We start from the raw sequence: 25,236 nt of genomic DNA on the forward strand, positions 1-25,236 counted from the left end.
AAGGCCATATCTCAAATTTGATATGGCACTCTATTATTTTTTTAATTTGATTTTTCTGGAATTGATGTCTTTTAGTGTGAGATTTTTTCAAACGATCCTTTGTTTGCTTTCTTATAAGCTAATTTTATTTGGTCATAAGTAAGTGCAATAGTGAAGAAAATTGCCTGAATGATTACGATGCAGGGGCCTGTTTCACCATCAATATGGAAGCTGATGATTGTTCCAAGTACGCTGGATGATATAGAAGCAACCGTTGCCACAATCAGCATGCGATCAAAACTCCGGCAAAGTATAAAAGCAATAATGCCGGGGGAGATTAACATCGCAATGACCAGAATGATGCCGACGGCCTGCAAAGAGGCAACAATTGTCAGGGCCAGCAGCGATAATAACCCGTAATGGAGAAGTTTCACAGGAAGACCAACGACTCGTGCCTGATTGGGATCGAAGCAGTAGAGCATGAAATCTTTCCTCTTTAGCAGCACAATAGCCAGCGTGATCCCTGCAATGCACAGGGTTTGGAGTAATTCATGCTGGGTAATGCCGAGTATGCTGCCGAATAAAATGTGTGTCAGGTGTTGATCCGTATCTATACGTGTAAACAGTACTAACCCAAATGCAAACATACCTGAGAAAACAATTCCCATGACAGTATCTTCTTTGATTCGGCTATGTTCTTTTAGATAGCCGGTGGCAAATGCACAAGATATACCAGAAAGGAAAGCACCTATTGCAAGTGGTATACCTGTTACAAAAGCGAGCACTATACCTGGCAAAACAGCATGGGAAATGGCATCGCCCATCAATGACCAACCCTTTAAGACTAAGTAACAGGAAAGTACAGCACAAACAGCCCCCACCATAATGGCAGCATAGATAGCTCGTCGCATAAACTCATGCATGAAAGGTTCAGTAATTAATTCAATAAATGTGTTCATGAGCGTTGTTCCTGAATCAATGCCAGAGATTCCTTTCTGGCTCGTCTGCGAGAGGCTAACGTGCCATGTTTAGGGGCAAAGAAGAACGCGAGTAAGAAAATCACTGTTTGTATGGTGACAATGACTCCCCCAGTGGCACCGTTGAGGAAATAACTCACATATGCACCGATACCACTCGAGAGTGAACCGATGGCGACGGCAATAATCAACAAATATTTAAATCTATCTGTTAATAAATAGGCGGTTGCACCAGGCGTTACAACCATTGCGATAACCAAGATAGCGCCTACTGTTTGTAATGCAGCAACGGTACAGGCACTTAATAAAGTGAAGAAAATGATTTTCAACCGAAATGGTGATAATCCGATAGAGCGAGCATGGGTTTCATCAAAGAAAACAACCAACAGATCTTTCCAAAGTACCATTAAGATGATGAAGGAAACTGCAATAATGATTTCAACTTGTAAAACATCTTCATCAGCGATTCCCAGAATATTGCCTAAAATAATGGTTTGTACATTTACGGATGTGGGGTTTAAAGAAACGATCAATAATCCGACGGCAAAAAAAGTGGAGAATATAAAACCGATCACCGCATCTTCACGTAATCGAGTGATATGACGTACCAATGTCATTGATAATGCAGCGAGCATCCCTGTAAAAAAAGCACCACCTGCATAAGGTAAACCGAGAGCATATGCACCTGCGACACCGGGCACAACAGAGTGGGAGAGGGCGTCTCCCATTAGCGACCAACCTTTTAGCATCAGATAAGCGGATAAGAAAGCACAGACACCCCCAACAATGGTGCTTACCCACATGGCTTTCACCATGTAGTTGTAACTGAATGGTTGTAAAAGCAGTTCCATCATGGTTGATTTTCCTTTTGTTTGGGGTTTTGCCGCGGTGGAATATGATGATCATGTCCGTAAAAGACGGCAGCACGTTCATCATCGGTTATGACTGTCAGTGAGCGTGGATCATCATCTTTATGCAGTTCAGGAGCGGAAAGATTAATATGACGCAAGACACCACCGAAGGTAATTTCCAGATTTTTTTGAGTAAACGTGTTTTCAGTTTGGCCACTTGCGAGTACGGTGCGATTGATCAAAATAACGTGATCACAAAATTCAGGCACACTACCAAGGTTATGCGTTGATACTAAGACTAAATGTCCTTCGTCACGTAAGTCACGAAGTAAGTCAATAATGGCATTTTCTGTTTTAACATCTACCCCAGTAAAAGGTTCATCCAGTAACAAAACTTTCCCTTCTTGAGCCAATGCTCGGGCTAAAAATGCGCGTTTTTTCTGCCCGCCAGAAAGCTCACCAATTTGGCGATCACGCAATTCTGTCAGCCCGACACGTTCAAGGGCTTTATTGACGATTTCATGATCACGCTTGCTGGGGCGGCGCAAAAACCCCATTTTTCCATAGCGTCCCATCATTACAACATCAGAAACCAGAACCGGAAAATTCCAGTCTACATCCTCAGTTTGAGGGACATATGCGATGATATTTTGTTTTAATGCCGCTCTGATAGGTTGATTGTTGAGTGTTACTTTTCCATGTGAAGGCGTTACTAATCCCATGATTGTTTTGAACAAAGTGGATTTACCGCTGCCATTCATGCCTACCAGCGCACAAATTGTGCCGCCAGTAATGTCAAAACTGGCATCATAAATAGCAGTGTGTCCATTGTTGTAAGTGACAGTGGCATTATCCACAATTAAATGAGGGTGCTCAAATAACGGCTGGTGGTTTAATGATGAGCGTTTCATTGATTAAATCCTTTTGCGATAGTGTCTACCGTGGTGTTAAGTAGATCAATATAAGTTGGAACCGGTCCTTTTTGAGTGGAAAGGGAGTCTACATAAAGTACCCCGCCGTAACGTGCTCCCGTTTCTTTACTGACTTGTCTTGATGGTTTATCTGAAACCGTACTTTCGCTAAAGACTACTGGGATCTTATTAGCCCTTACTGTGTCAATGACACGGCGAACCTGCTGTGGGGAACCTTGTTCCTCAGCATTAATTGGCCACAAGTAAACTTCTTTGAAACCATAATCTTGTGTGAGGTAGCTGAAGGCGCCTTCACTGGTGGCCAGCCAGCGTTGCTCTTCAGGAATACGAGAAAGACGTTCTCTAAGAGGCGTATCCAATCGAGTCATTTTTTCTGCATAAGCTTTGGCATTACGATTGTAAATTTCGGCATTATCAGGATCGTATTTGACAAAAGCTTTACGAATATTTTCGATATAGATCAGCGCATTTTTTGGTGACATCCAAGCGTGTGGGTTAGGGTTTTTATTGTAAGGTCCTTCGCGAATTGGTAAAGGAGAAATACCTTCGGTTATAACCGCAGCAGGTATGTCTTGCATGTTTTCAAAGAAGCGTTCGAACCAGCGTTCTAAATTTAAGCCATTCCAGAGGATAAGGTCTGCACGTTGTGCTTTGATGATATCTTTGGGAGTGGGTTGATAATCATGGATTTCTGCACCAGGTTTAGTGATTGACTCGACAATTGCTGCGTCTCCTGCGACATTTTGAGCCATATCTTGAATAATAGTAAATGTTGTAACCACTCTGAATTTTTTCTCGGCATGAACTTGCTGGCTGAATAACGCCATTATGAATAGAACAAGGATCAGATTGAATATCGGAAAAGCAGAAAGAGAATATTTTTTATTCATTATGGTAAACCTTACTTGTTGTACATATTATTATTGATAATGATTATCAGTATCATTTGTGTAAAGTCAAGGCGATAGAGAACAAAATTGATGATAAATTTGATAGATGCTCCTTAAATTCTTACTGATTGATATGACAACGACATACCTTATGCGAACAAAAAAACAACATGATGTCTAGCGTTACCCACGAGCAATAAAGAGATTTACTTTGATAAGCAATAGAAAAATATTTTTGGTTTATCAGTAAAATTATATATCCTTTATAGGATTAATTTTATTTAGGGGAAGCAGCGTGAAATTAAAACTCTGTTACATTGCGATAGCATTGCTATTGTCAGGATGTGTAAGCCAACAAGTACACCAATCAGACAGTAATAGACAAACAACGGTAAAACGTATGCTTGATGGTAATAAGGCTGCTTTTGATACCCGTAAATTAACTAATAGGTTTAAATCTACCCCATTTGATGGTTTGATTGCGCAATCCGCAAAACGTTATGGTGTTGATGAAACGCTTATCAAAGCGATTATTCAGGTGGAATCAGGTTTTCGTCCAGAGGTTGTTAGTAAATCGAATGCAGTTGGACTCATGCAGATTAAGGCATCTACGGCTGGACGAGATGCTTACAGAGTGAAAGGAAAATCTGGGCAACCAACGGTGCGTGAATTGAAAGATCCTGAAACCAACATTGATCTTGGTACAGCTTATATCAGCATCTTGAAAAAACAGCATCTGGAAGGTATTTCCAATCCAGAAACGCTGTACTATGCAACGATAGTTGCTTATGTAAATGGTGCAGGGGCATTATTGCGAACGTTTGATGCAAACCGAGTTTCGGCAATTAATAAAATTAATAGAATGACTCCGAATGAGTTCTATCAATATGTTCAAAATAATCATCCTGCACCACAGGCTTCTCGTTATTTATGGAAAGTCCAAAATGCGTATCATGCTTTAGGTGTAATTCATTAATCGCAATTCGTAAATTTACAAAAATAGGTCTGATAGCCTATTTTTTTATTTCTGAATACTATTTGACAATCCATTGCCACTTTAAATGTAAATGTCACATAGAACAGTTTCTTATAAATTATAGATGTTACAATTTTCAGTGAATGTACGCATTAAACTTCAAGTTGCAATTTACAACACGATATGAAACCTGATTTTTCCCCGCTTAGTGGGGAGAAATCACACGTGTCTTAAAGTTAGATTGGTATAGTTTACAAGTAATATTACTTATTGAGTTTTAATTGAAAATATTCGTGATAATTTATAGTTCTAATTGTTTTCTGAATCAAATGATCTGACTGATAAAAAATAATTATTAGCTGATAAATAAAAGTGATTTGAATTAACTGGATGAAAATGACATTTTATGTAGTAATTAACAATTACCTTTTGCTTTTACCCATGGCCCAGAAGATAAAGTTATTTATCATTAAAACCAATACATGCTATGGCTATAAATGGACAATAATGTAAAGTCACGGTGACTCTTTAAAAATTAACATATTAATGGAATGTCTATACCAATCGCCTTTCAAGATGCGTCTTATATCTCCCCCGCTACGCGGGGAGATATAAACAGGCACATTGATTTACAAGCTGTAATTTGAAGTTGGATTGGTATAGATAGATAATTAAAATGAGTATTTCTATAAATATTATTGTCAATAAATGAAAAAATCAAGTGACTATGTTTGAAGTTAATATATTAAGAATGCTTAATTAAGGAACAATAAATGAATAATATAAACAGTATAGAATTATCTCCTCCTACATTTCCACAGGCACATGGAACCGATACCATTAACATACACGATCTGCGCATCACGAATACTGAATATATATTAATGGAAGTGCCAAAATATAATGATGCTATGACTGGCGATAAAATAGAGGGATATCTTTGTTTAAGAGATAATGATGAGGTAGTTATAAAAAATAGACCATATTATATTACACCCGATAAATTGCATACATCCCCATATAATTTGCTATTTCCTGTGGATGAGGTTTCTCAATATGGTGCCTATCAAGCTAAATATAAGATAATAAGTCATGGCAATGAACGTGAGTCACCAACAGTGAATATAAATCTTATATTTTTTGATTCATCTGAATTATCTGATTATATTCCTAGTGTTCCAGAGGCTACTGGTAAGCAAGGTACCTTGCTGACAAGAGATGATTATTATCGGTTGGATCAGTTGAAAGTTATTGTGCCAGTTTATGAGGGGATGGCTCCTGGCCATACTGTCAAAGTTTTATGGAAAGGGCGTCGTAGTGATATTACATATATGCCACCTACTCAGACAGTAAATAGTGTAACACCGATGACATTCTATATTCCTCGTATGGAGTTTATTGACACGATAGGCGATACTGCTACGTTGCGTTTTTCAGTCACAAGAACACCTGGTGATGTTGTTGAATACTCAGGCGGTTTACAGCTTGAGATTGAAGGGCAAGTACTTAATTTACCTGCACCCAACCTTGAATACAATGATGATTCTATTCAAGTCATAATACGCTATCCTGATATGAGATTAAATCAGACAGTAAACATCCGGTTGGTAGGTCAGACAATGTGGCAAACTAATTATCAAATACTTGACAATGTAGAACGGATAGCAATAGATATCCCCTATGATTGGGAACAGGAAAACCGCGGGAAACTGGTTCTGATTGACTATGCTGTAGGTGATATATATGGAAGTAAAGATAATTTTTCCCATATATTAAGACGAGTCTTATAACATCTTCCAAAAAATATAAAAAATTTTTCTAATCTCTAATAAGCCTCGTTTAAATAGGTTTTCATAATACTGAGAGTATCAGATGTTGGAGTTCCTTACCCCGCGCAGTGCGCGGGGTAAGGAGTACTCCTATTATTTTGAAACGCTATTTAACTTAACGAGGTTTATTTTTTTACTTGGTAAACATTTGGCTAAGATCATCAGTGTGTTGAATTATTATGTCATTAAAAATAGTTATCATGTGATAACTATTTTTAATGATGCAAAAATAAAATATGCAACTAATATCATATCAAGAGTAGATCCGAGTCATTTTATGAGTAAGTGTGAACGTAACTAAAAATCCGGGTTAATATCAGAACTTATAAGGTGTTTGTATATGTTATCATATATTGGTAAGGGTATTGTCTTCTTTCTCTTTCTTTATACGTTAATAGTACCCTATACGATAACGAGCCCCTTTGCAGAGAGTCATCTGGCATCTGAGAAAATAGACACGCAAAAAACGGATAACAAAGATAATGTAAATGCTCAGGTTAATGAATCAAGTAAAAAAAATTTGAATTCAAATATTCGTGAAAAAAATAGAATTAAAAAAAACGATCACACCGCTGATTCTAATACACCAGGCATTATTGCTAAAAACATCCAGATGGCAGGAAAAATCCTGTCATCTTCACCTTCTGAGCTGGCAGAGCAAGCAAAATCCTATGCGTTGGGTAAATTTAATAGCACCCTATCCTCAGACTCAAAAATGGTTATCACAGTTTGGCACTGCCAGAATTAACCTTGGGCTAGATAGGAAATGGACGCTGAAAGATAACTCGCTCGATATACTATTACCCCTTTACGATAACAAAGCAGATTGGTTGTTCTTTTCCCAATTGGGTTATCGTAACAAAGATAGCCGAAATACCCTGAATCTGGGTTTAGGTGGCCGCTATTTTGATCAGAACTGGATGTATGGCTTAAATACTTTTTATGATCATGACTTTACTGGAAAAAACCAACGTTTGGGACTAGGAGGAGAACTTTGGGGCGACTATATTAAACTTTCCGCTAATACCTATTATCGTTTAAGTGACTGGCAAAAATCACGAAACTTTCAGGATTATTATGAACGCCCCGCCAATGGTTATGACATTAATGGAGAATTTTTCTTGCCGGCTTACCCCAATTTGGGAATGAAACTGACCTATGAGCAATATTTTGGTGATAACGTTACTTTATTCAACCGTGATACTAAACAGAAAAACCCTAGCCTGGCCAAATTAGGCCTGACATATACCCCAATCCCACTAGTTACTATGGGCGTTGACTATAAGCAGGGGGAAAGTGGCCACACTGAAACACAGTTTTTGGCAAACTTAAATTATAAATTTGGGGTTCCCTTTAGTATTCAATTGTCACCCACTAATGTGGCTTCAATGCGGACATTAGCAGGTAGCCGTTATGATTTGGTAGAAAGAAATAATCATATTGTGCTTGAACACCAGAAAAAGCCGATTGCCCAATTATCGTTACCGGAAACGATTGTGGGATACAGTCATGAGCAGCACGAGATTACCGTCAAATTATCGTCTAATGATTTTGTTAAGCAGATTCATTGGACAACGAACGAAGATTTTGAAAAAAACGGCGGGAAACTCTCTTCCCGCGTCGGCCACACCATAAAAATCACCCTGCCAACTTATTTATCCGGCGATAACCAGAATAACAATTACCCCATTTATGCCCTGGCTGAATTGGAAGATGGCCTAAAATCAGCGCCAGTTGCAATGCGTGTGATTGTCAGGCCCTTTATACTGAAAAAACAGGAAAGGGCTTATTTTACTCCTGCCGGGCCATTGCCTGCGACGGGGGATAAAAAGGATGGCTATACATTTAATCCGGTGATTACCTTTGATACGGCTCATGGGACACCGATAAAAAATACCACTATCAGCCACGTTCAGTGGATAACCGATCCTAAAATCGGTACAGATACGGGATTGCAATTGCTTGACTGGGAAACATCAGACGCTGTGGCATTGGATGAAAAGGGTCATTTCAAACGCAAACCGGTCTTAATAAGTAGCCGGCCACATAAAGACGTCAAAGTGTACCTGCAACTGAATAGCCAACCACCGCAGTTAGTGGGGGAGGTCAGTTTTGATAAACATTCTGCCAGTTTCCACGTGGATAAAGTTGAAGTTTTACCGGCAGTACCGTCACAGGTAGCCAATGGTTCCCAGACTTATACCTACAGCGCTGTGGTATTAGATAGTGATAACCATCCAGTGAGAAATCAGAAAATCGCCAATGTGAATTGGAGTAAGGACAAAAACCATGATGGGCTTATTTGGACTCCATTAAATGGTGAAGTCACAACGGACGGGGATGGAAAATTAACGGCAACCCTGGCGAGTACAGTGGAAATAAAGGATGTCACGGTTTCACTGTCCATTGGAGGCCAACAGCCTGTTCCGGCACAATCTCCGGTGACCTTTACTGCGGATACCCAAGATTATAAGGTTAAAGGGGATATTCATATCGACTCGTCAGGGACAGTCACGGCAGATGGTCACCAAAAATATACCTATAGGGCGATAATCGTAGGTATTGATGGAATCCCTGTTTTCAAGAAAAACATTTCGAATGCGACGTGGAAGATAGAACATCCCGACAATATGCCAGAACTCACGCTAGATCAATCAGATAAGACAACCGATGACAAAGGACAATTAACGGCAACCTTAACCAGTATTAAGGCAGTCAAGGGGGTTGTCGTTTCACTTACGGTGGGAAAACAACCGCCGGTTAAGGCAAAGCCGCCAGTAGATTTCAAATCGGAACAAGTGTCAATAACACCGACACCACCAAGCCCAATATTGGTGGGTGAAAATTATACCCTGACCGTTCACGTTAAGGATGCTACGGGTAACAATTCGGAGCCTAATAAGCAAGTTAACTGGACCTTAAAAAATCCCAATCAAAAAGGAGTAACACTGAGTCCAACAAGCAGCACAACTCAGGGTGATGGGAGTGCTACCACAACATTGACCAGTACGCAGGCGCAAACAGTGACGGTAGAGGCTTCCGTCGAAGGCGTTGAAACAGCGGCGTCGGTGGATGTGGAATTCAAATGGCCAACTATTCAGAAACCCACCGTTACCGAAAAAACCGGCACCGTTCCGGCGGATGGAGATAAAGATCCGCAACACGCTTATCACTATACTGCGCATGTGGTTGGTGCTGATGGTAAAACACCTTATACCGGGCAAGATATTAAGTTTAAGTGGCGGTTAAAATCGCAGGCGGGTGGTACTCCACAAAATACCTGGCTATCAGAGAAGGGAGAAGTGACTGCTCAATCTGATGGCACATTAAAAGTTCAACTGCTTAGCAGTGAGAAAAATCCGGTAGTGACAGGTGCCATCGTGTGTCTTGCTGCTGTTGATGAAAAATCTGTTGAGATCTCTGAAACAGAACAATGTGCTGCTCCTGTGGATTTTAAAAAGCCATCGGAGTTTTTTGAAATAACACACCTTAAGGTTGATGGTTTTAATTCCAACAATCCTCTCTTGGGAGATGGTAAGAATTCTTATACCTATACGGCAACGATTATTCAGAAGAAGGGAAATCAGATACAAATACCACATGATGGATATCAGATAGATGCTAAATGGGAGACAAACTTTAAAGCCGAAATGTATAATAATAATCCGGAGTGGGAAATTAAGAGTAATAACATCGTACAGAATGGTCAAATTACAGCCATTTTGACCAGTAATGTTGGTATTGGAAATATTACGAATAATCAGGTGAGTAATGGTTTGATAGTAATCTTATCAGTTCCAGATGGAGAAAAAACTTTTTCCAAAAAAGCGGATGCGGTTGTTTTCGAGCCTGTTACTCAGAAAGAAGCGTGGCTCCATGTATACAGTGACAAAAAACCTGGCGGGAATTTATATAAAGAACAAAATAGACCTCATAATACTTTCCAGGGGCTAAAAGGACAATTAGTAGATAAGTTGACAGGAAAGCCAATTTCCCAAAGTAACGATACAGTTGAGATTACAGGTGGTCAGATTAGTGACCTTGGTGAGCAAGATCCTAATAATAAAGGCGTAATACATTTTGATTTTTCATCAGGAAAAACGACTTTGGAAATGACAGTTGAAAAACCCAATTATGCCAAGTATAGATATAATTATCATTTTGATATAAAAAGATTTTTTGTCAGTTCTGCTAATATCGATTTGATTGGAACTGATTCTGACGCAGACTGTACTGGTGGTGCTTCAATTAATGGAATTAAAAATATTACTAATATGGACTTGGTTGATGAAGATGATTCTTTAACGAAGGAATTTCCCCGTAGCTTTGATTGGGGAATACTTGATCAGTTTGATTCTGCTGGAAAAGTTTCAGTGATTGTGCCAAGTTATAATGGTTCTACGAAGTATTTATTTGACCTTCGCACTGACAAGAGCCCCCAAGATCAATATGGACAGGGATATTTATTGTGTGTATATAAACCCTACTAGTTGATATTAATGGCTTATTTATATTTTTTAATTATTAACCGATTCTGAAAAAGGCGATCAGTTGCTATAGTAGGCACCTTTCTCGCCAAAGGAAAGTGCACTATGGCCTATAAACAACTGACCGAATCAGAAAGATATCAGATTTTCAGCTTAAAAGAAGCAGGTTTTACACAACGTTTTATTAGGAACATCCATAGTAATCATCATCAGCACCTATTATTGTAGAGTAGGTGGAAATGTAACCATTCCAAACTTTACTTGCTAATTGTTTATTTGTTGTATTATCTTTGATTATATAATCAATATATAATCTTGTTGGTTGGTCCTCTCCTATTGGTTTGATATCTTTAAGAAAACAGAATGGAATAGTGACTACTTGGAACTTAGACTTACTATTATTATCTGTTTTTAAATTACTATCAGTTAGATCCAGAGTATATGACTTTTGTTTCACATCGCCTGTGTAAGATTCTATAGTTACTCTGACTTGTCCTGTGTGATTAGGAGATGGTAAATTTCCTGTAATTCCATTACCTAAAACTTGCACTGCAACATATAATCCCGCTTTTGCTTTATTATCGGTACCATCACCAAAATCAAGTCCTACGCTTATCATATCAAAAGTAACATAAGATGATTCATTAACTCTACCATCGCCACTACTAGGATTAATAGAATCTCTCGGAATATAAGTAGAATATATTTGAGGTTTATCAAAAAATCTATCTTTATCCGGCTCAGGAGAATCATCATGATTAACATAGTTCATATATAAAGCGTCAGAGTACATAATCTCATTTTGTTCAGATATCACAGCATAATATATTCCACCAGGTTTATTAGGTTCTAATTGATCGTACGGGAAAGAAAATATCCTATCTTCTATTCTTTCTACCTTATTATTAATCCTATATGTTGGGGATAATAGGGTTTTTGGTGTTGTGTCATCATCTTTAGTCATTATTCCATCATATAAAGTAAAAAATGCGATAACATCTTTTGAACCGGGTGTCATATACCCATCATAGGAGTTAACACTCACAGTAAAATCTGTTTGTCCAGGCAGCTTTTTAAGTGTCCCTCCCTCTTCCATTTCATTGATAAAAGGATTATCTAAAGGATGATTTTGGGAATAGGCTGGGTATATACACATCGCTGCCGTATAATCATCCATGGTTAAATTTTGGATTTTAGCCACAAAATCCACTCTTCCTTCTGCTCCTGCTGTTGGATAGGCACGAAAACTGATTTCCCCCTGTGGATCGCTTGTTAGTACAAAGAAACCTCGCCCGTCGGGAAGCGTCATAATATCAATGGGTTCATTAGCGCCTGTAGCCCGGTCGTGGGTTATTTTTATCAATCCAGCAGAAGGTGACAATTGATTATGTCTTTGGGCTGCAATAACCACCTGAATATTACCGATTGGCTTAGCTTTATTATCACTAATAATACCAGAGTATAGGTTATAAATGCTGTTTGGATCACTGATTGAATTAACCGTGGTCGGTGTTGCTATAAACTCATTTTTGGTTTTTAAAACAATCGAATCTGCTAGAATATTATTTATTACAGTATATTTAACCGGCCTGTCGTTAAACCCGGGGATAGGTCTTTTATGTTTATCCTGAACAGAGATTGAAAGATTAAGTTGATTATTATCATTAGGTTTGTGAATGGTTAATGCTAATATGGCCTCGCCATAACTATCAGCTTTATTTTGAGGAATTACAGCAGAATAACTTTCATATATCTTGTAGCTAATGGATTTTTTACCTGTTGGATCTTTTATTATTACTGAACCGATATTATTAAGGGAGGAAACATCATTTGTAGTTGATTTTATAGTAACTTTAAGATAAATCTCTTGGCCGATAAAAACATTAGTGCCACTTTCTAATGATAGAGTAACTTGATAATCATCTTTTGCAGCCGCAGGTTGAGGTGGTTGATTATTTGGGGATGCACCTTGTTTTTCGAATATTTCTTTGTTTTTATTCATTTCTATTTCCTTATGTAATAAAGTTATTTTAATATTTCTTACTGAGATAAAATAATGAACGCAACTAATAATAATTTATTAAAAATGATATCAATGAATCTATCTTTTCCATATGGTTAAATAAAAACGAATTTATTTCCAATGAAAAAAAGTTATCACATTATAATAATATTATTAACATTGCAAATAAATTATTTTGATGTAAAAACAGAGTGAATTATATTTAATATAGACTCAAAATAAAAATTTTCACCAAATAAAATATAAGAAATCAGATTTTTTGACTAAAAACAGATAATTAATGAACTCACATAGTGAAATTGATGGAGTTTTAACCTGTGTCGAAATGTATCTCTAAAAAGATTATACAAACTTACTAATTTATATCTGTTTTATCGATATTATATCTTCGGCTTTAGTTTTGGGTTTCAGCTATTTTCTTTATTTAAAAAGGAAAGATGACATAGCTCGCTTCCATTTATGAATGTAGATTTCTATATTTGGAACTATATTTTATAATATTAATGTAATTTATTTATTATATTGATAATATCATAATGTGATAACTTTTTTTCATTGGAAAGTTTAATTTTTTTATTTAACGATATGTGGAAAATAGCTTCATGGGTGGTTTTTTCAATAACGTTTTCTTTTGGTTATATTTGACAATGCATTTTAGTAGGCTGAAATAATTATTTTATTACATAAGGAAATAGAAATGAATAAAAACAAAGAAATATTCGAAAAACAAGGTGCATCCCCAAATAATCAACCACCTCAACCTGCGGCTGCAAAAGATGATTATCAAGTTACTCTATCATTAGAAAGTGGCACTAATGTTTTTATCGGCCAAGAGATTTATCTTAAAGTTACTATAAAATCAACTACAAATGATGTTTCCTCCCTTAATAATATCGGTTCAGTAATAATAAAAGATCCAACAGGTAAAAAATCCATTAGCTACAAGATATATGAAAGTTATTCTGCTGTAATTCCTCAAAATAAAGCTGATAGTTATGGCGAGGCCATATTAGCATTAACCATTCACAAACCTAATGATAATAATCAACTTAATCTTTCAATTTCTGTTCAGGATAAACATAAAAGACCTATCCCCGGGTTTAACGACAGGCCGGTTAAATATACTGTAATAAATAATATTCTAGCAGATTCGGTTGTTTTAAAAACCAAAAATGAGTTTATAGCAACACCGACCACGGTTAATTCAATCAGTGATCCAAACAGCATTTATAACCTATACTCTGGTATTATTAGCGATAATAATATTAATCCAATCGGTAATATTCAGGTGGTTATTGCAGCCCAAAGACATAATCAATTGTCACCTTCTGCTGGATTGGTAAAAATAACCCACGATCGTGCTACAGGCGCTAATGAACCCATTGATATTATGACGCTTCCCGACGGGCGAGATTTCTTTGTACTAACAAGCGATCCACAGGGGGAAATCAGTTTTCGTGCCTATCCAACAGCAGGTGCGGAAGGAAGAGTGGATTTTGTGGCTAAAATCCAAAATTTAACCATGGATGATTATACGGCAGCGATGTGTATATACCCAGCCTATTCCCAAAATCATCCTTTAGATAATCCTTTTATCAATGAAATGGAAGAGGGAGGGACACTTAAAAAGCTGCCTGGACAAACAGATTTTACTGTGAGTGTTAACTCCTATGATGGGTATATGACACCCGGTTCAAAAGATGTTATTGCATTCTTTACTGAGTATGATGGAACAACTCAAAAAACTTTATTATCCCCAACATACAGAGTTAATAATAAGGTAGATAGAATAGAAGATCGGGTATTTTCTTTCCCATACGATCAATTGGAACCTAATAAACCTGGTGGGATATATTATGCCATAATATCTGGAAATAATAACATTATGTATTCTGAGTCTTTAAACTTTAAATATGTGCTTGATCTTGACTCACCAGATGATAATAATAAAGGAATTTATGATAAAGTAACAGTATATACTACTTATGCAGATCTTCCCATTAAACCTAGTAATACCAATGGCATAATTTCTGAATCATCTGCCGTAATTTTTGACCTAATAAGCCAAGGTCTTGTTTTCGGTGAAGGTAAGAATAATAGCAATAGTGCAGGGTTATATGTGTTGATAAAAGCTGCGGGTACTTCTACTATAGAAAATTCACCTCAACCTAATCAGAATGGTAAAGTGAGAGTGAGAATAAAATCTTCTAAAGGACTTGTATCTAAAGAGTATGATTTTGATTTAAAAAATTTAAAAAAAGATGGTTCGGTTAAATATCAAGTGGTTACTATTCCATTTTGTTTCCTTAAAGGAATATTGCCTATAGATGGTTATAATCCATCAAGATTATATATTGATTATTATATTATAACAGATAATTTAACTGGAGAGAAAACATACAGTAAAACTTGGGGGGTTGATATTAATACTATGGGGCCAGATGAAAATGATAATTATGACTATTATGGCTGTTCGTCTTAATTTATAGATAAATAAATACAGATAAAAATTAATTATATGTTAATGTTTTCAGTGTCATATATTCCAATTCAATATCATGGATTGGAATATTATCAAAAATAAATATTCAACTGTTTTAAAAATATCATTTTTAATGAATTAAAGTTGTTATTAATACAGTATCCACTTAGCGCAGTATCATGTATCTGTTAAATAAATTATTTTTTTATTGGCGTTAAATGTATTTTAATATTAATTGGTGTGCCTGATTAGAGTTATATATCAAGTGCCTATAATGATGATGGGTATATATGTTTGGCTAAATTATATGGATTCCAAGGTGAAAAAATGAATATTGAAAATAATATGATAAAATTATCAGCCTCTTGCCTGCCAGGAAAACTTTGTGTATCTATACCGGATAATTCAGATATTATTATTGGCCAATCTGTTTATCTGACAGTGTCACTTATAGCAGATCCGAAAATAATAGAAAATATTCAAAGTATTTCAATAAAAAATGATCCAACGGTGATTGAAGTGATGCGTCATGTTGATTGGACACCCACAAAAGATAAAACAGGAGGTAGTGCGATATTTCTGCTGAATGTTAAGAGTAATATTTTGCCAAAAAAATTAATAAATTATAATGTTCATGCGGTTTCATATTCAGGCTTAGATGTACCAGAGGTGACATCATTAAATATCACCTATACAGCAAAGACATTTAGCCCTTATAAAACCATCTCACTTGAACATAATAAAAATTATTTGGTAACACCAACCATTGATAATAATATTGATGATCCCAGTAGTGAATATATTTTAATGAGTTCGATAATTACTGGAGATGATGGTGAACCATTGAAAAATGTTGCCGTGACTATTTCTTCTTCACAACCCAAGAAATTAAATCTAGTTGTTTTTGCTACAGATGATAAATCACCTCAACCTATTGCGCTTCAATCCTATAATAAAATTGATTTTATTACTGTCTATTCTGATTCAAAAGGAGAAATTAGATTCCGTATCTATCCCATAAAATATACACAAATCAGGCTTGATTTGACAACAGCAATACTTAATGTTACTGGATTTACGCAAGCTTATACTCTGTATGTTATTAATTCTCCTCATAATCTCCCATTTGAACTAGGTAGTCCAACGATACAAGAAATGGGAGAAGGTAATATAATTAAGCAGGATTTAACTTCTTCTTCAAAATATTTTCATGCGCAAATACCAGCTTATCAACCTATTTATGCGACAGATGGGATCCTGTTTTTTATAAGAAGTGGCTCACACGATGAACCAAAGTTACTTGAACCTATATATAAGGTTAATAATGTTAATGAGTTGCCAGGTAAGGCTTTTAGCTTGTCATACAGTGACTTACCCATTAACGAACGGGGCGAATTTTATTATCTTATTTCTCCTATAGAAGGTAGAGTAAGGAAGTCTTATCCAATTACATTAGAATATGTTGGTAACGACTCATCTAACAACGAAGTCTACGATAAAGTTAAAGTATATACCAGCCATGCAACACTTCCCATTGATGTATATAGTGAAGAAAATGAAACCTTTGAGTGGCATGGCATTATCCTAAGTATGATAAATCGTAACAAAAAATCTGGTCAAAGTGCTAAGGGGGTGACAGGGTTATATGTAGTGATTATGGGAACGAATGATCAAAATAATAAAAATCTACCACAACTCGGTAGCACGGGATATTTGAATGTTTATATCAAAACCCCAACATCCAGAAATACTCATAAAAGTTATCAGTTTTCGTTATCTACTGCTGATTCTGGAAAACAAACCGGCCATGTTGTAGTTAATATCCCATACTGTGACATTAACCGCGCTGGGCCTTCATTCTCCAAAGGGTTAGGGACACTTTCTTTTGATTACTATATCGAAAATAGCGATGGTTCTAAAACGTATAGTAAAAAATGGACTACTCAAATTAATACCGTATTACCAAACCAGGCTCATGATGATAATGATGGATGTGATCCTTTATAAAAAAACTGTCAACTATTGTATTTTGATATAATAAAAAATCTTTGAGATAAGGAAATGATATGAAAAATAATCTATCAATCGATGAAAGATCTATATCAATATATTTTGAAAAAGAATTCTTGCAAATATTAGATTATGATAGCACTCCACCTAATGGTGATTGTATTAAGGCAATTGCATTAGTCAGAAATAAAGAAGGAAAACCATTACCGAATGTTTCCGTTGATATCCTTGAGAAAAAAGGTGCTTATTTTGGATTGGTTAGTATTTATCATTCCGATAAAGAAAAACCTGTCGAAATTAAAAGCCTTTCTTCTGATCAGAAATACTTTTCTATCACTTCAGATAAAAATGGAGAGTTAATTTTTTATATTTATCCTAAAAAATCAACTTCAGTAATATTTCAAGTTGATTCTATAATATTGGATATAACAGAGCGTATATCTTCAAAAAATAAAGTATATATTATAGATAACAATAAAGAAGACTTGAATCTCTCTCCTCTTATCATAAGCGAGGATAATAGCAGTCTTTTGGTAGATCCTAATTCGAATGTCTTTAACGTTTTAATTCAGAATTATCCTGGTGCTAAGAGAAATGATACAATACTGTTTTTCATTAACAAACAATATGTGCAAAAATCATTTCTTGTTCAAGAGGTTAATGAATTAGGCAATAATAGCTATGTGATATTCCCTTATAATATTCTTAGAGTGAATGAACTTGCTAATTTTTCTTATACTGTTGTGGACAGATTGAGAACAGTACGATCTTCATATCCACAGGGTATAATATATCCTGGAGGCGGGTATAATCAGCCAATTGACAATTTAACAAGAATATATGATGGTTGTATAGTTTACAATAGTTATGGTTATCATGATGATAAAAACATTATTCATGATACAATTCACGAAAAAGATATAGATAATAAATGTAATAATTCACATCATGAAGCGTTATTCGTTAAAATAATTGGAACGAGTGATTATAAAGATAAAACAAAAGTTCCACTTGGTGCTGAAGTGACATTAAACTTATATGTTAATAATTATCCCAATACCATTTACCAGTCTAAAGTAAAGATAATGCCAACTCAACCAGATAATGGTAATACAGCAACATTATTGTTTGGTATTCCTTTTAGTTATGTTAGCCATATAGAAAATGGAGATATTTATCTTGATTTTCAAGTTAATTATTATGGCGATATTTCTTATGGCAAGATTTGGCAAGCCAATGTTTATACAGTAAGGCCGGGAGGAGAAGTTAGCGGAGATGCTTGTCCTGACGGTAAAACTTGGTCTGGTATATACTAACTCTTCATCAAGAAAGAATTATAAAAGAGGTGAAATATGTTGGAAAGTGATAAAGATCTGATTTTGTCAAATGACGATTTAATTTTATCTGTTAAAAATGGAGCTGATGTTGCTATTGGTCAAAAATTTTACCTTGATATCGGAATACCAAAAGGAAAAATTTCTCAATCCCTTAATATAGGAATAAAGGATTCTAAGGGTTTTGAAAGTATAAAGATAATTAAAACAATTAATACCCAACAAAATCGTGAATCATATAACATGGTTCTTTCATGTACTGTTAAAGGAAGCGATTCAATAACAATGGGAGAAGAAATACATTTTACACTCACAGGTATTGATAAGGTAATAAAATATTATGCAAAGGATTTAGTTCAAAGCTCAATCCAATTGAAGAAAAATAAAAGTATTTGTGCAACACCAAATAACAACGATATAGATGATAATGAGGAACATTATATAAGTTATGATACGATATTATTTGATACTAATGGTCAATTACTTAAAAATACTCCCATCAATATTTATTCTGAAATTAATGAGGATATAGAAAGAAAAATCATAATTACTTCCGAGCCTGATGGAGTAGGTCAAAAATACCAAATTATCAAACCAACGAAATATGAGGGGAAAACTCAATTAATTATTAATAGTGATAAAGATGGGAAAGTCAATTTCCGTGTTTATCCTGTTATGGATACACCTGTTATTATAGATTTAATTAGTCAAGTCGAAGGAGTTGCTGAATATCATTCTGGTAACATATATATGATTTCTGTTGTCCCGCCTAATCGTGATAACTCACTTAATCCGCCAGATGTTCCTGAACTAGAAGGAGATTCATTAGAAGGCGATGGACGTCAATTATTTGAAGCAGAGATTGATTCTTATCCTAATGCATCCAGGACCGATAATATTTTATTTTTCAACAAAAAAAAGAAAGATGGTTCTTTTGATTCAGAAGGATTAATATTTCCTGTCAAAAAGATTTCCGATGTTTTGGGGGATATGGATTCAGAAGATTATAATTATACATTTTTGATGCGAAGAGATATTTTCCCATATGGGAAAGATTCAATGCTTTATTATATAATAGCACCAAGTTTTGGTAATAGCATGTATTCAGATGTTAGAGGTGTTACATATATAGGTGGTGAGCTCACCAGGCCTAATGAGAATGTCAAAAGAATATATAATATGCCGATGATTTTCTCAAGTTTTGCTGATATAAAGCAAGATCCTAAACTTGAACATTCAGATGATGAAGAAAAGCCAAATAATGAGGATATCATTCAAAGAGATGTATCTAATTATGCTGTAAGTGGGTGTCAGTTATATGTGAAATTTTTGTGTACTAATGATGAAAATGATCTCTCTTATCCTCTTTGGGGTAAAAAAATATATTTAAGGATGTATGTTAGTTCAGCAAATCAGAATTTTAATAAAATATTTCCAGTTATTGCTCCTCATACTCCAGATAAACCAGAAGGGAAATTTTCGACTGTCATTATTAAAATTGATTCACCAGAACTTAATGATGTGAAGGGATATGTGACTGGAGGGGCAGGAAAGATTTACTTTGAATATTATATCATTGATCCAGTTACCAATGAAAAGATATATAGTAATTATTAGGGAAATGAAATCATGACAAGTGATTAATACCGACAATTATATTAGTCTGTATCTATGTTAGCAATATTTAATACAATATATAGAAACAGCCATTTTACTTATTATTGTCATTTTAAATTTCCGTTAAGTTATGTACTTGCATGGAAGTCGTTTAAATATATTCTCACAAAACTATTTTAACACCTACTCTGTGTGCTAGTATGTCGGCTGAGTTAGGCAAATGTACCGGATACATTTCGAAAATGTGGCCTTAAATCTGTACACATCTTGCGGAGTGAAGCAAGGATTTGTTTCTAACGTACTAATTAATAATGAATTTGATTTAATGCAAGTGATCTTTCGTGTGGGTCACCACTGTATATAAGGATTTTAAATGCCTGTAATTACTCTTCCTGATGGTAGTCAACGTCAATTTGAGCATGCTGTTTCCGTAATGGACGTAGCTCGTGATATCGGTGCTGGTTTGGCAAAAGCGTGTATCGCTGGTCGCGTTAATGGTGAATTGGTTGATGCCTGTGAATTAATTGAAACCGATGCCAATCTTGCTATTATCACCAGCAAGAATGAAGAAGGTTTGGAAATTATCCGCCATTCATGCGCACACTTGTTGGGTCATGCAATTAAACAATTGTGGCCTGATACGAAAATGGCTATCGGCCCTATCATTGACAATGGTTTCTATTACGATATCGATTTAGATCGCTCTTTGACGCAGGAAGATATCGAGCGGCTTGAAAAACGCATGCTGGAGCTTGCCAAGAAAGACTACGATGTCATTAAGAAAAAAGTTAGCTGGCAGGAAGCACGCGACGCATTTGCGGCTCGTGGCGAAGAGTATAAAATCCAGATTTTGGATGAAAATATCAGCCATGATGATCGTCCGGGTCTGTATCACCATGAAGAATATGTTGATATGTGTCGTGGGCCACATGTTCCTAACATGCGTTTTTGTCATCACTTTAAACTGCAAAAAGTTGCAGGAGCATACTGGCGCGGTAACAGTGACAACAAAATGTTGCAGCGTATTTATGGTACTGCATGGGCTGATAAGAAACAGCTTAATGCCTATTTACAGCGTTTGGAAGAAGCAGCAAAACGCGATCACCGTAAAATTGGTAAGCAGCTTGACCTGTATCATATGCAGGAAGAAGCACCAGGCATGGCATTTTGGCATAATGATGGCTGGACAATTTTCCGTGAATTAGAAACTTTCGTCCGCACAAAGCTTAAAGATTACCAATATCAGGAAGTAAAAGGCCCATTCATGATGGATCGTGTCCTGTGGGAAAAAACCGGGCATTGGGAAAACTATAAAGAGAACATGTTCACAACTTCATCGGAAAACCGCGAATATTGCGTAAAACCGATGAACTGCCCAGGCCATGTTCAGATTTTCAACCAAGGGTTGAAATCTTATCGTGACTTGCCGTTGCGTATGGCTGAATTTGGTAGCTGTCATCGTAATGAACCATCTGGTGCTTTACATGGTTTGATGCGTGTACGCGGTTTTACTCAAGATGATGCGCATATTTTCTGTACTGAAGATCAAATCCTTCAAGAAGTCAGTAGCTGTATCAAAATGATTTATGATGTGTACGGCACATTTGGCTTTGAGAAGATTGTTGTTAAATTATCAACACGCCCGGAAAAACGGATTGGTACGGAAAAACAGTGGGATGAAGCAGAAGCGGATCTTACTGAAGCATTAATCCAAAATGGTATTGAATTTGAATACCAGCCGGGTGAAGGGGCATTTTATGGCCCTAAAATTGAATTTACTCTCTATGATTGTTTGGATCGTGCGTGGCAATGTGGTACTGTGCAACTCGATTTTTCACTGCCAGCACGCCTGAGTGCGTCATATGTAGGTGAAAATAATGAACGCAAGGTTCCTGTGATGATTCACCGTGCGGTTCTGGGATCACTGGAACGGTTTATTGGTATCCTGACAGAAGAGTATGCTGGGTTTTTCCCAACATGGTTGGCACCTCAGCAGGTCGTCGTGATGAATATTACTGATGGCCAGTCAGATTATGTACAGGAATTGGTTAAAAAACTTCAAGATGCAGGCATTCGTGCAAAAGCAGACTTGAGAAACGAGAAGATTGGTTTTAAAATCCGTGAACACACTCTGCGTCGTGTGCCTTACATGTTTGTTTGTGGTGACAAAGAAGTCGAATCAGGAAAAGTATCCGTTCGTACTCGCCGCGGCAAAGATTTAGGTAGCATTGAACTCAGTGAGTTTACAGAAAAACTGCTGACAGAAATACGCAGTCGTAATCTTCACCAATTGGAGGTATAAGGTATTAAAGGCGGAAAAAGAATTCAACCGGCGCGCCCAAATCGCATTAATGAAGAGATTCGCGCCTCTGAAGTTCGTTTAACTGGATTAGATGGCGAACAGATTGGTATTGTCAGTCTGAGAGAAGCTCTCGAAAAAGCTGAGGAAGCTGGTGTTGATTTAGTTGAAATCAGCCCAAATGCCGAACCGCCGGTTTGTCGTATTATGGATTACGGCAAGTTCCTCTATGAAAAGAGTAAGTCAGTCAAAGAACAGAAAAAGAAACAAAAAGTTATTCAGGTCAAGGAAATTAAATTCCGTCCTGGTACAGATGAAGGCGACTATCAGGTCAAACTACGCAACCTGATTCGTTTTCTGGAAGATGGCGATAAAGCCAAAATCACCCTGCGTTTCCGTGGGCGTGAAATGGCACACCAGCAGATCGGTATTGAGATGCTTAACCGTATCCGTGACGATCTGAGTGAACTGGCTGTGGTCGAATCCTTCCCAACGAAGGTTGAAGGCCGCCAGATGATCATGGTGCTCGCTCCTAAGAAGAAATAGTCAGGCAAACAAGTAATGGACTCCAGCTAATTCTGGCTGGAGTCTATTCGCCTTACTAGTTCGTTGTAATTAACAATGCGAAGTGGAAATTAAAATGCCAAAGATTAAAACAGTACGCGGCGCAGCTAAACGCTTCAAAAAAACTGCAAGTGGCGGTTTCAAGCGTAAGCACGCTAACCTTCGTCATATTCTGACTAAAAAATCAACCAAGCGTAAGCGTCACTTACGTCCAAAAGGCATGGTCTCCAAAGGTGATCTGGGCCTGGTTGTTGCTTGTCTGCCATACGCATAAGCAAATTTTTTAGATTAGAACTCAGAGACGATAGGAGAAGTATATGGCTCGCGTAAAACGTGGTGTTATTGCCCGTGCACGTCACAAGAAAATTTTAAAACAAGCGAAAGGTTACTACGGTGCTCGTTCGCGCGTTTATCGTGTTGCTTTCCAGGCTGTTATCAAAGCTGGTCAGTACGCTTACCGTGACCGCCGTCAGCGTAAACGTCAATTCCGCCAACTGTGGATTGCACGTATCAACGCTGCTGCACGTCAGAACGGCATGTCTTACAGCCGTTTCATCAATGGCCTGAAAAAGGCTTCGATTGAAATCGACCGTAAGATCCTGGCTGACATCGCTGTATTCGACAAAGTAGCATTCGCTGCTTTGGTTGAAAAAGCGAAGGGCGCTCTGGCATAAGTCAGGTTAAAAGAGGGAGCTTGCTCCCTCTTTTACTTTTTTCCAAGAGATTAGATAATATCTGCGATCAGATAGTAGGTTAAGAACGTTAGTGAGTGCAAGAAGGTACAGGAGAAAGAACACAAATGATAAAGTTAGCCTTTTTTCGTTTCTTTTTTTACTTTAGCACCTGAAATCAGGGGGCTTCGCGCGTAAGAAAAGAAACGAAAAATAGCGCTTGAGCCTCCAGTGTGGAGGCTTTTTTATTTTTATGGCCTCATTAATTGATAACATGAGGACATAGTCGATAACAACTAAAGGGCCATCAGGCCAAAGGAAGAGGAAAACGATGTCACATCTTACTGAGCTGGTTGCAAAGGCAAAAACAGCCGTGGAAGAAGCCCAGGATGTTGCCGCGTTGGATTTGGTGCGAGTTGAATACCTGGGAAAAAAAGGCCATTTAACCCTCCAGATGTCATCACTGCGTGACTTACCAGCCGAGGAACGTCCAGCGGCAGGGGCTGTTATTAATCAGGCGAAACAAGAAGTTCAAGAAGCTTTGAATGCGCGTAAGGCAAAGCTGGAAGCTGATATTCTGAATGCGCGTTTGTCAGCAGAAAAAATTGATGTTTCATTGCCTGGTCGTCGTATGGAAAATGGTGGCTTGCACCCTGTTACCCGCACGATTGAACGTATTGAAACTTTCTTTGGCGAGTTGGGCTTTTCGGTTGAATCAGGCCCGGAAATCGAAGATGACTATCATAACTTTGATGCTCTGAACATTCCTGCACACCATCCTGCGCGTGCTGATCACGATACTTTCTGGTTTGATGCGACGCGTTTGCTACGTACCCAGACTTCTGGGGTACAGATCCGTACCATGAAAGAGCGCCAGCCACCAATCCGTATTATTGCGCCAGGACGTGTATACCGTAATGATTACGATCAGACACATACCCCGATGTTTCATCAGGTAGAAGGGCTGATCGTTGATAAAAATATCAGTTTTACCAACCTGAAAGGTACATTGCATGACTTTTTGAATAACTTCTTTGAAGAGGATATGCAGATACGTTTCCGTCCTTCTTATTTTCCATTTACAGAACCTTCCGCAGAAGTTGATGTGATGGGAAAAAATGGGAAATGGTTAGAAGTTTTGGGTTGCGGTATGGTGCATCCTAACGTATTACGCAATGTGGGTATTGATCCTGAAATCTATTCTGGTTTTGCCTTTGGCATGGGAATGGAGCGTCTGACCATGCTGCGTTATGGTGTTACAGATTTGCGTGCATTCTTCGAAAATGATTTACGTTTCCTCAAACAATTTAAATAA

General features: G+C 37.0%; 19 protein-coding genes and 1 other annotated feature. Of the genes, 14 read left to right on the top strand and 5 right to left on the bottom strand.

What is annotated here, in order from left to right:
• Nucleotides 1-71: 71 nt before the first annotated feature.
• From ACSJJG_RS08865 to ACSJJG_RS08880, 4 genes are read right to left on the bottom strand one after another with little or no spacing between them, the layout of a single operon-like run.
• Entirely contained in the window at nucleotides 72-938 is an 867-nt protein-coding gene (locus tag ACSJJG_RS08865; RefSeq protein ID WP_481089113.1) for a metal ABC transporter permease, read from the bottom strand.
• Nucleotides 935-1,810 (bottom strand): metal ABC transporter permease, encoded by an 876-nt coding sequence (locus ACSJJG_RS08870; RefSeq protein WP_481089114.1) that lies wholly within the window; start codon nucleotides 1,808-1,810, stop codon nucleotides 935-937. The genes ACSJJG_RS08865 and ACSJJG_RS08870 overlap by 4 nt, the downstream gene beginning before the upstream one ends.
• Nucleotides 1,807-2,718, bottom strand: a complete 912-nt coding sequence (locus tag ACSJJG_RS08875; RefSeq protein ID WP_481089115.1) for a manganese/iron ABC transporter ATP-binding protein — start codon at nucleotides 2,716-2,718, stop codon at nucleotides 1,807-1,809. Before ACSJJG_RS08875 ends, ACSJJG_RS08870 begins: the two co-directional genes overlap by 4 nt.
• A complete protein-coding gene (locus ACSJJG_RS08880; protein WP_481089116.1) occupies nucleotides 2,715-3,629 on the bottom strand; it encodes a metal ABC transporter substrate-binding protein in 915 nt (304 codons plus the stop codon). The genes ACSJJG_RS08875 and ACSJJG_RS08880 overlap by 4 nt, the downstream gene beginning before the upstream one ends.
• A 295-nt stretch (nucleotides 3,630-3,924) precedes the next feature.
• Here ACSJJG_RS08880 and ACSJJG_RS08885 point away from each other — a divergent pair, with 295 nt between their 5' ends.
• The 4 genes from ACSJJG_RS08885 to ACSJJG_RS08900 all read left to right on the top strand — a co-directional run bounded on the left by ACSJJG_RS08885 (nucleotide 3,925) and on the right by ACSJJG_RS08900 (nucleotide 10,924).
• On the top strand, nucleotides 3,925-4,605 hold the full coding sequence (locus ACSJJG_RS08885) for a transglycosylase SLT domain-containing protein (protein WP_481089117.1): 681 nt from the start codon (nucleotides 3,925-3,927) through the stop codon (nucleotides 4,603-4,605).
• A 773-nt stretch (nucleotides 4,606-5,378) separates the two neighbouring features.
• A complete protein-coding gene (locus ACSJJG_RS08890) occupies nucleotides 5,379-6,395 on the top strand; it encodes a hypothetical protein (RefSeq protein WP_189761309.1) in 1,017 nt (338 codons plus the stop codon).
• A 379-nt stretch (nucleotides 6,396-6,774) separates the two neighbouring features.
• Complete coding sequence (locus ACSJJG_RS08895) at nucleotides 6,775-7,182, top strand: hypothetical protein (RefSeq protein ID WP_481089118.1); 408 nt, start codon at nucleotides 6,775-6,777, stop codon at nucleotides 7,180-7,182.
• Nucleotides 7,106-10,924 carry an inverse autotransporter beta domain-containing protein gene (locus tag ACSJJG_RS08900; RefSeq protein WP_481089119.1) on the top strand — a complete coding sequence of 1,273 codons (3,819 nt, stop codon included), beginning with the start codon at nucleotides 7,106-7,108 and terminating at the stop codon, nucleotides 10,922-10,924. Before ACSJJG_RS08895 ends, ACSJJG_RS08900 begins: the two co-directional genes overlap by 77 nt.
• A 181-nt stretch (nucleotides 10,925-11,105) precedes the next feature.
• Here the strand turns inward: ACSJJG_RS08900 and ACSJJG_RS08905 are convergent, their stop codons facing one another.
• Complete coding sequence (locus tag ACSJJG_RS08905; protein ID WP_282885638.1) at nucleotides 11,106-12,923, bottom strand: hypothetical protein; 1,818 nt, start codon at nucleotides 12,921-12,923, stop codon at nucleotides 11,106-11,108.
• Nucleotides 12,924-13,641: 718 nt separating this feature from the next.
• On the opposite strand from ACSJJG_RS08905, the gene ACSJJG_RS08910 reads away from it, so the two are divergent.
• The 10 genes from ACSJJG_RS08910 (at nucleotide 13,642) to pheS (ending at nucleotide 25,236) form a co-directional block, all read left to right on the top strand.
• Entirely contained in the window at nucleotides 13,642-15,426 is a 1,785-nt protein-coding gene (locus ACSJJG_RS08910) for a hypothetical protein (RefSeq protein WP_282892755.1), read from the top strand.
• 327 nt (nucleotides 15,427-15,753) lie between these two features.
• Nucleotides 15,754-17,433 (top strand): hypothetical protein, encoded by a 1,680-nt coding sequence (locus ACSJJG_RS08915; protein WP_189760062.1) that lies wholly within the window; start codon nucleotides 15,754-15,756, stop codon nucleotides 17,431-17,433.
• Nucleotides 17,434-17,492: 59 nt separating this feature from the next.
• Nucleotides 17,493-18,752: a hypothetical protein gene (locus ACSJJG_RS08920; RefSeq protein WP_189760063.1), complete on the top strand. Its 1,260-nt coding sequence runs from the start codon at nucleotides 17,493-17,495 to the stop codon at nucleotides 18,750-18,752.
• A 36-nt stretch (nucleotides 18,753-18,788) separates the two neighbouring features.
• Nucleotides 18,789-20,387, top strand: coding sequence for a hypothetical protein (locus ACSJJG_RS08925; protein ID WP_481089120.1), 1,599 nt, complete (start codon nucleotides 18,789-18,791; stop codon nucleotides 20,385-20,387).
• Between the two features lie 373 nt (nucleotides 20,388-20,760).
• Nucleotides 20,761-22,689 (top strand): threonine--tRNA ligase, encoded by a 1,929-nt coding sequence (gene thrS, locus ACSJJG_RS08930; RefSeq protein ID WP_481089121.1) that lies wholly within the window; start codon nucleotides 20,761-20,763, stop codon nucleotides 22,687-22,689.
• A 3-nt stretch (nucleotides 22,690-22,692) separates the two neighbouring features.
• Complete coding sequence (gene infC / locus ACSJJG_RS08935; RefSeq protein WP_074019479.1) at nucleotides 22,693-23,232, top strand: translation initiation factor IF-3; 540 nt, start codon at nucleotides 22,693-22,695, stop codon at nucleotides 23,230-23,232.
• A gap of 94 nt (nucleotides 23,233-23,326) precedes the next feature.
• Nucleotides 23,327-23,524 (top strand): 50S ribosomal protein L35, encoded by a 198-nt coding sequence (gene rpmI, locus ACSJJG_RS08940; RefSeq protein WP_006118955.1) that lies wholly within the window; start codon nucleotides 23,327-23,329, stop codon nucleotides 23,522-23,524.
• Between the two features lie 43 nt (nucleotides 23,525-23,567).
• Nucleotides 23,568-23,924 carry a 50S ribosomal protein L20 gene (rplT, locus tag ACSJJG_RS08945; RefSeq protein ID WP_010847342.1) on the top strand — a complete coding sequence of 119 codons (357 nt, stop codon included), beginning with the start codon at nucleotides 23,568-23,570 and terminating at the stop codon, nucleotides 23,922-23,924.
• Between the two features lie 122 nt (nucleotides 23,925-24,046).
• Nucleotides 24,047-24,171, top strand: a sequence feature (Phe leader region).
• A complete protein-coding gene (gene pheM / locus ACSJJG_RS08950) occupies nucleotides 24,050-24,097 on the top strand; it encodes a pheST operon leader peptide PheM (RefSeq protein WP_152669842.1) in 48 nt (15 codons plus the stop codon). Its footprint overlaps the feature before it by 48 nt.
• A gap of 81 nt (nucleotides 24,172-24,252) precedes the next feature.
• A complete protein-coding gene (gene pheS, locus ACSJJG_RS08955) occupies nucleotides 24,253-25,236 on the top strand; it encodes a phenylalanine--tRNA ligase subunit alpha (RefSeq protein ID WP_187652122.1) in 984 nt (327 codons plus the stop codon).

The organism is Xenorhabdus sp. SGI 60, from assembly GCF_056632175.1.

Bases quoted from the DNA above. Each gene is read 5' to 3' on its own strand.
- ACSJJG_RS08915 (WP_189760062.1), top strand. From the start codon at position 15,754: ATGAATATTGAAAATAATATGATAAAATTATCAGCCTCTTGCCTGCCA.
- ACSJJG_RS08905 (WP_282885638.1), bottom strand. From the start codon at position 12,923: ATGAATAAAAACAAAGAAATATTCGAAAAACAAGGTGCATCCCCAAAT.
- ACSJJG_RS08875 (WP_481089115.1), bottom strand. From the start codon at position 2,718: ATGAAACGCTCATCATTAAACCACCAGCCGTTATTTGAGCACCCTCAT.
- thrS (WP_481089121.1), top strand. From the start codon at position 20,761: ATGCCTGTAATTACTCTTCCTGATGGTAGTCAACGTCAATTTGAGCAT.
- ACSJJG_RS08865 (WP_481089113.1), bottom strand. From the start codon at position 938: ATGAACACATTTATTGAATTAATTACTGAACCTTTCATGCATGAGTTT.
- pheS (WP_187652122.1), top strand. From the start codon at position 24,253: ATGTCACATCTTACTGAGCTGGTTGCAAAGGCAAAAACAGCCGTGGAA.
- rpmI (WP_006118955.1), top strand. From the start codon at position 23,327: ATGCCAAAGATTAAAACAGTACGCGGCGCAGCTAAACGCTTCAAAAAA.
- ACSJJG_RS08880 (WP_481089116.1), bottom strand. From the start codon at position 3,629: ATGAATAAAAAATATTCTCTTTCTGCTTTTCCGATATTCAATCTGATC.
- ACSJJG_RS08870 (WP_481089114.1), bottom strand. From the start codon at position 1,810: ATGATGGAACTGCTTTTACAACCATTCAGTTACAACTACATGGTGAAA.
- ACSJJG_RS08890 (WP_189761309.1), top strand. From the start codon at position 5,379: ATGAATAATATAAACAGTATAGAATTATCTCCTCCTACATTTCCACAG.
- ACSJJG_RS08895 (WP_481089118.1), top strand. From the start codon at position 6,775: ATGTTATCATATATTGGTAAGGGTATTGTCTTCTTTCTCTTTCTTTAT.
- ACSJJG_RS08925 (WP_481089120.1), top strand. From the start codon at position 18,789: ATGTTGGAAAGTGATAAAGATCTGATTTTGTCAAATGACGATTTAATT.
- rplT (WP_010847342.1), top strand. From the start codon at position 23,568: ATGGCTCGCGTAAAACGTGGTGTTATTGCCCGTGCACGTCACAAGAAA.
- ACSJJG_RS08910 (WP_282892755.1), top strand. From the start codon at position 13,642: ATGAATAAAAACAAAGAAATATTCGAAAAACAAGGTGCATCCCCAAAT.
- ACSJJG_RS08900 (WP_481089119.1), top strand. From the start codon at position 7,106: ATGCGTTGGGTAAATTTAATAGCACCCTATCCTCAGACTCAAAAATGG.
- ACSJJG_RS08920 (WP_189760063.1), top strand. From the start codon at position 17,493: ATGAAAAATAATCTATCAATCGATGAAAGATCTATATCAATATATTTT.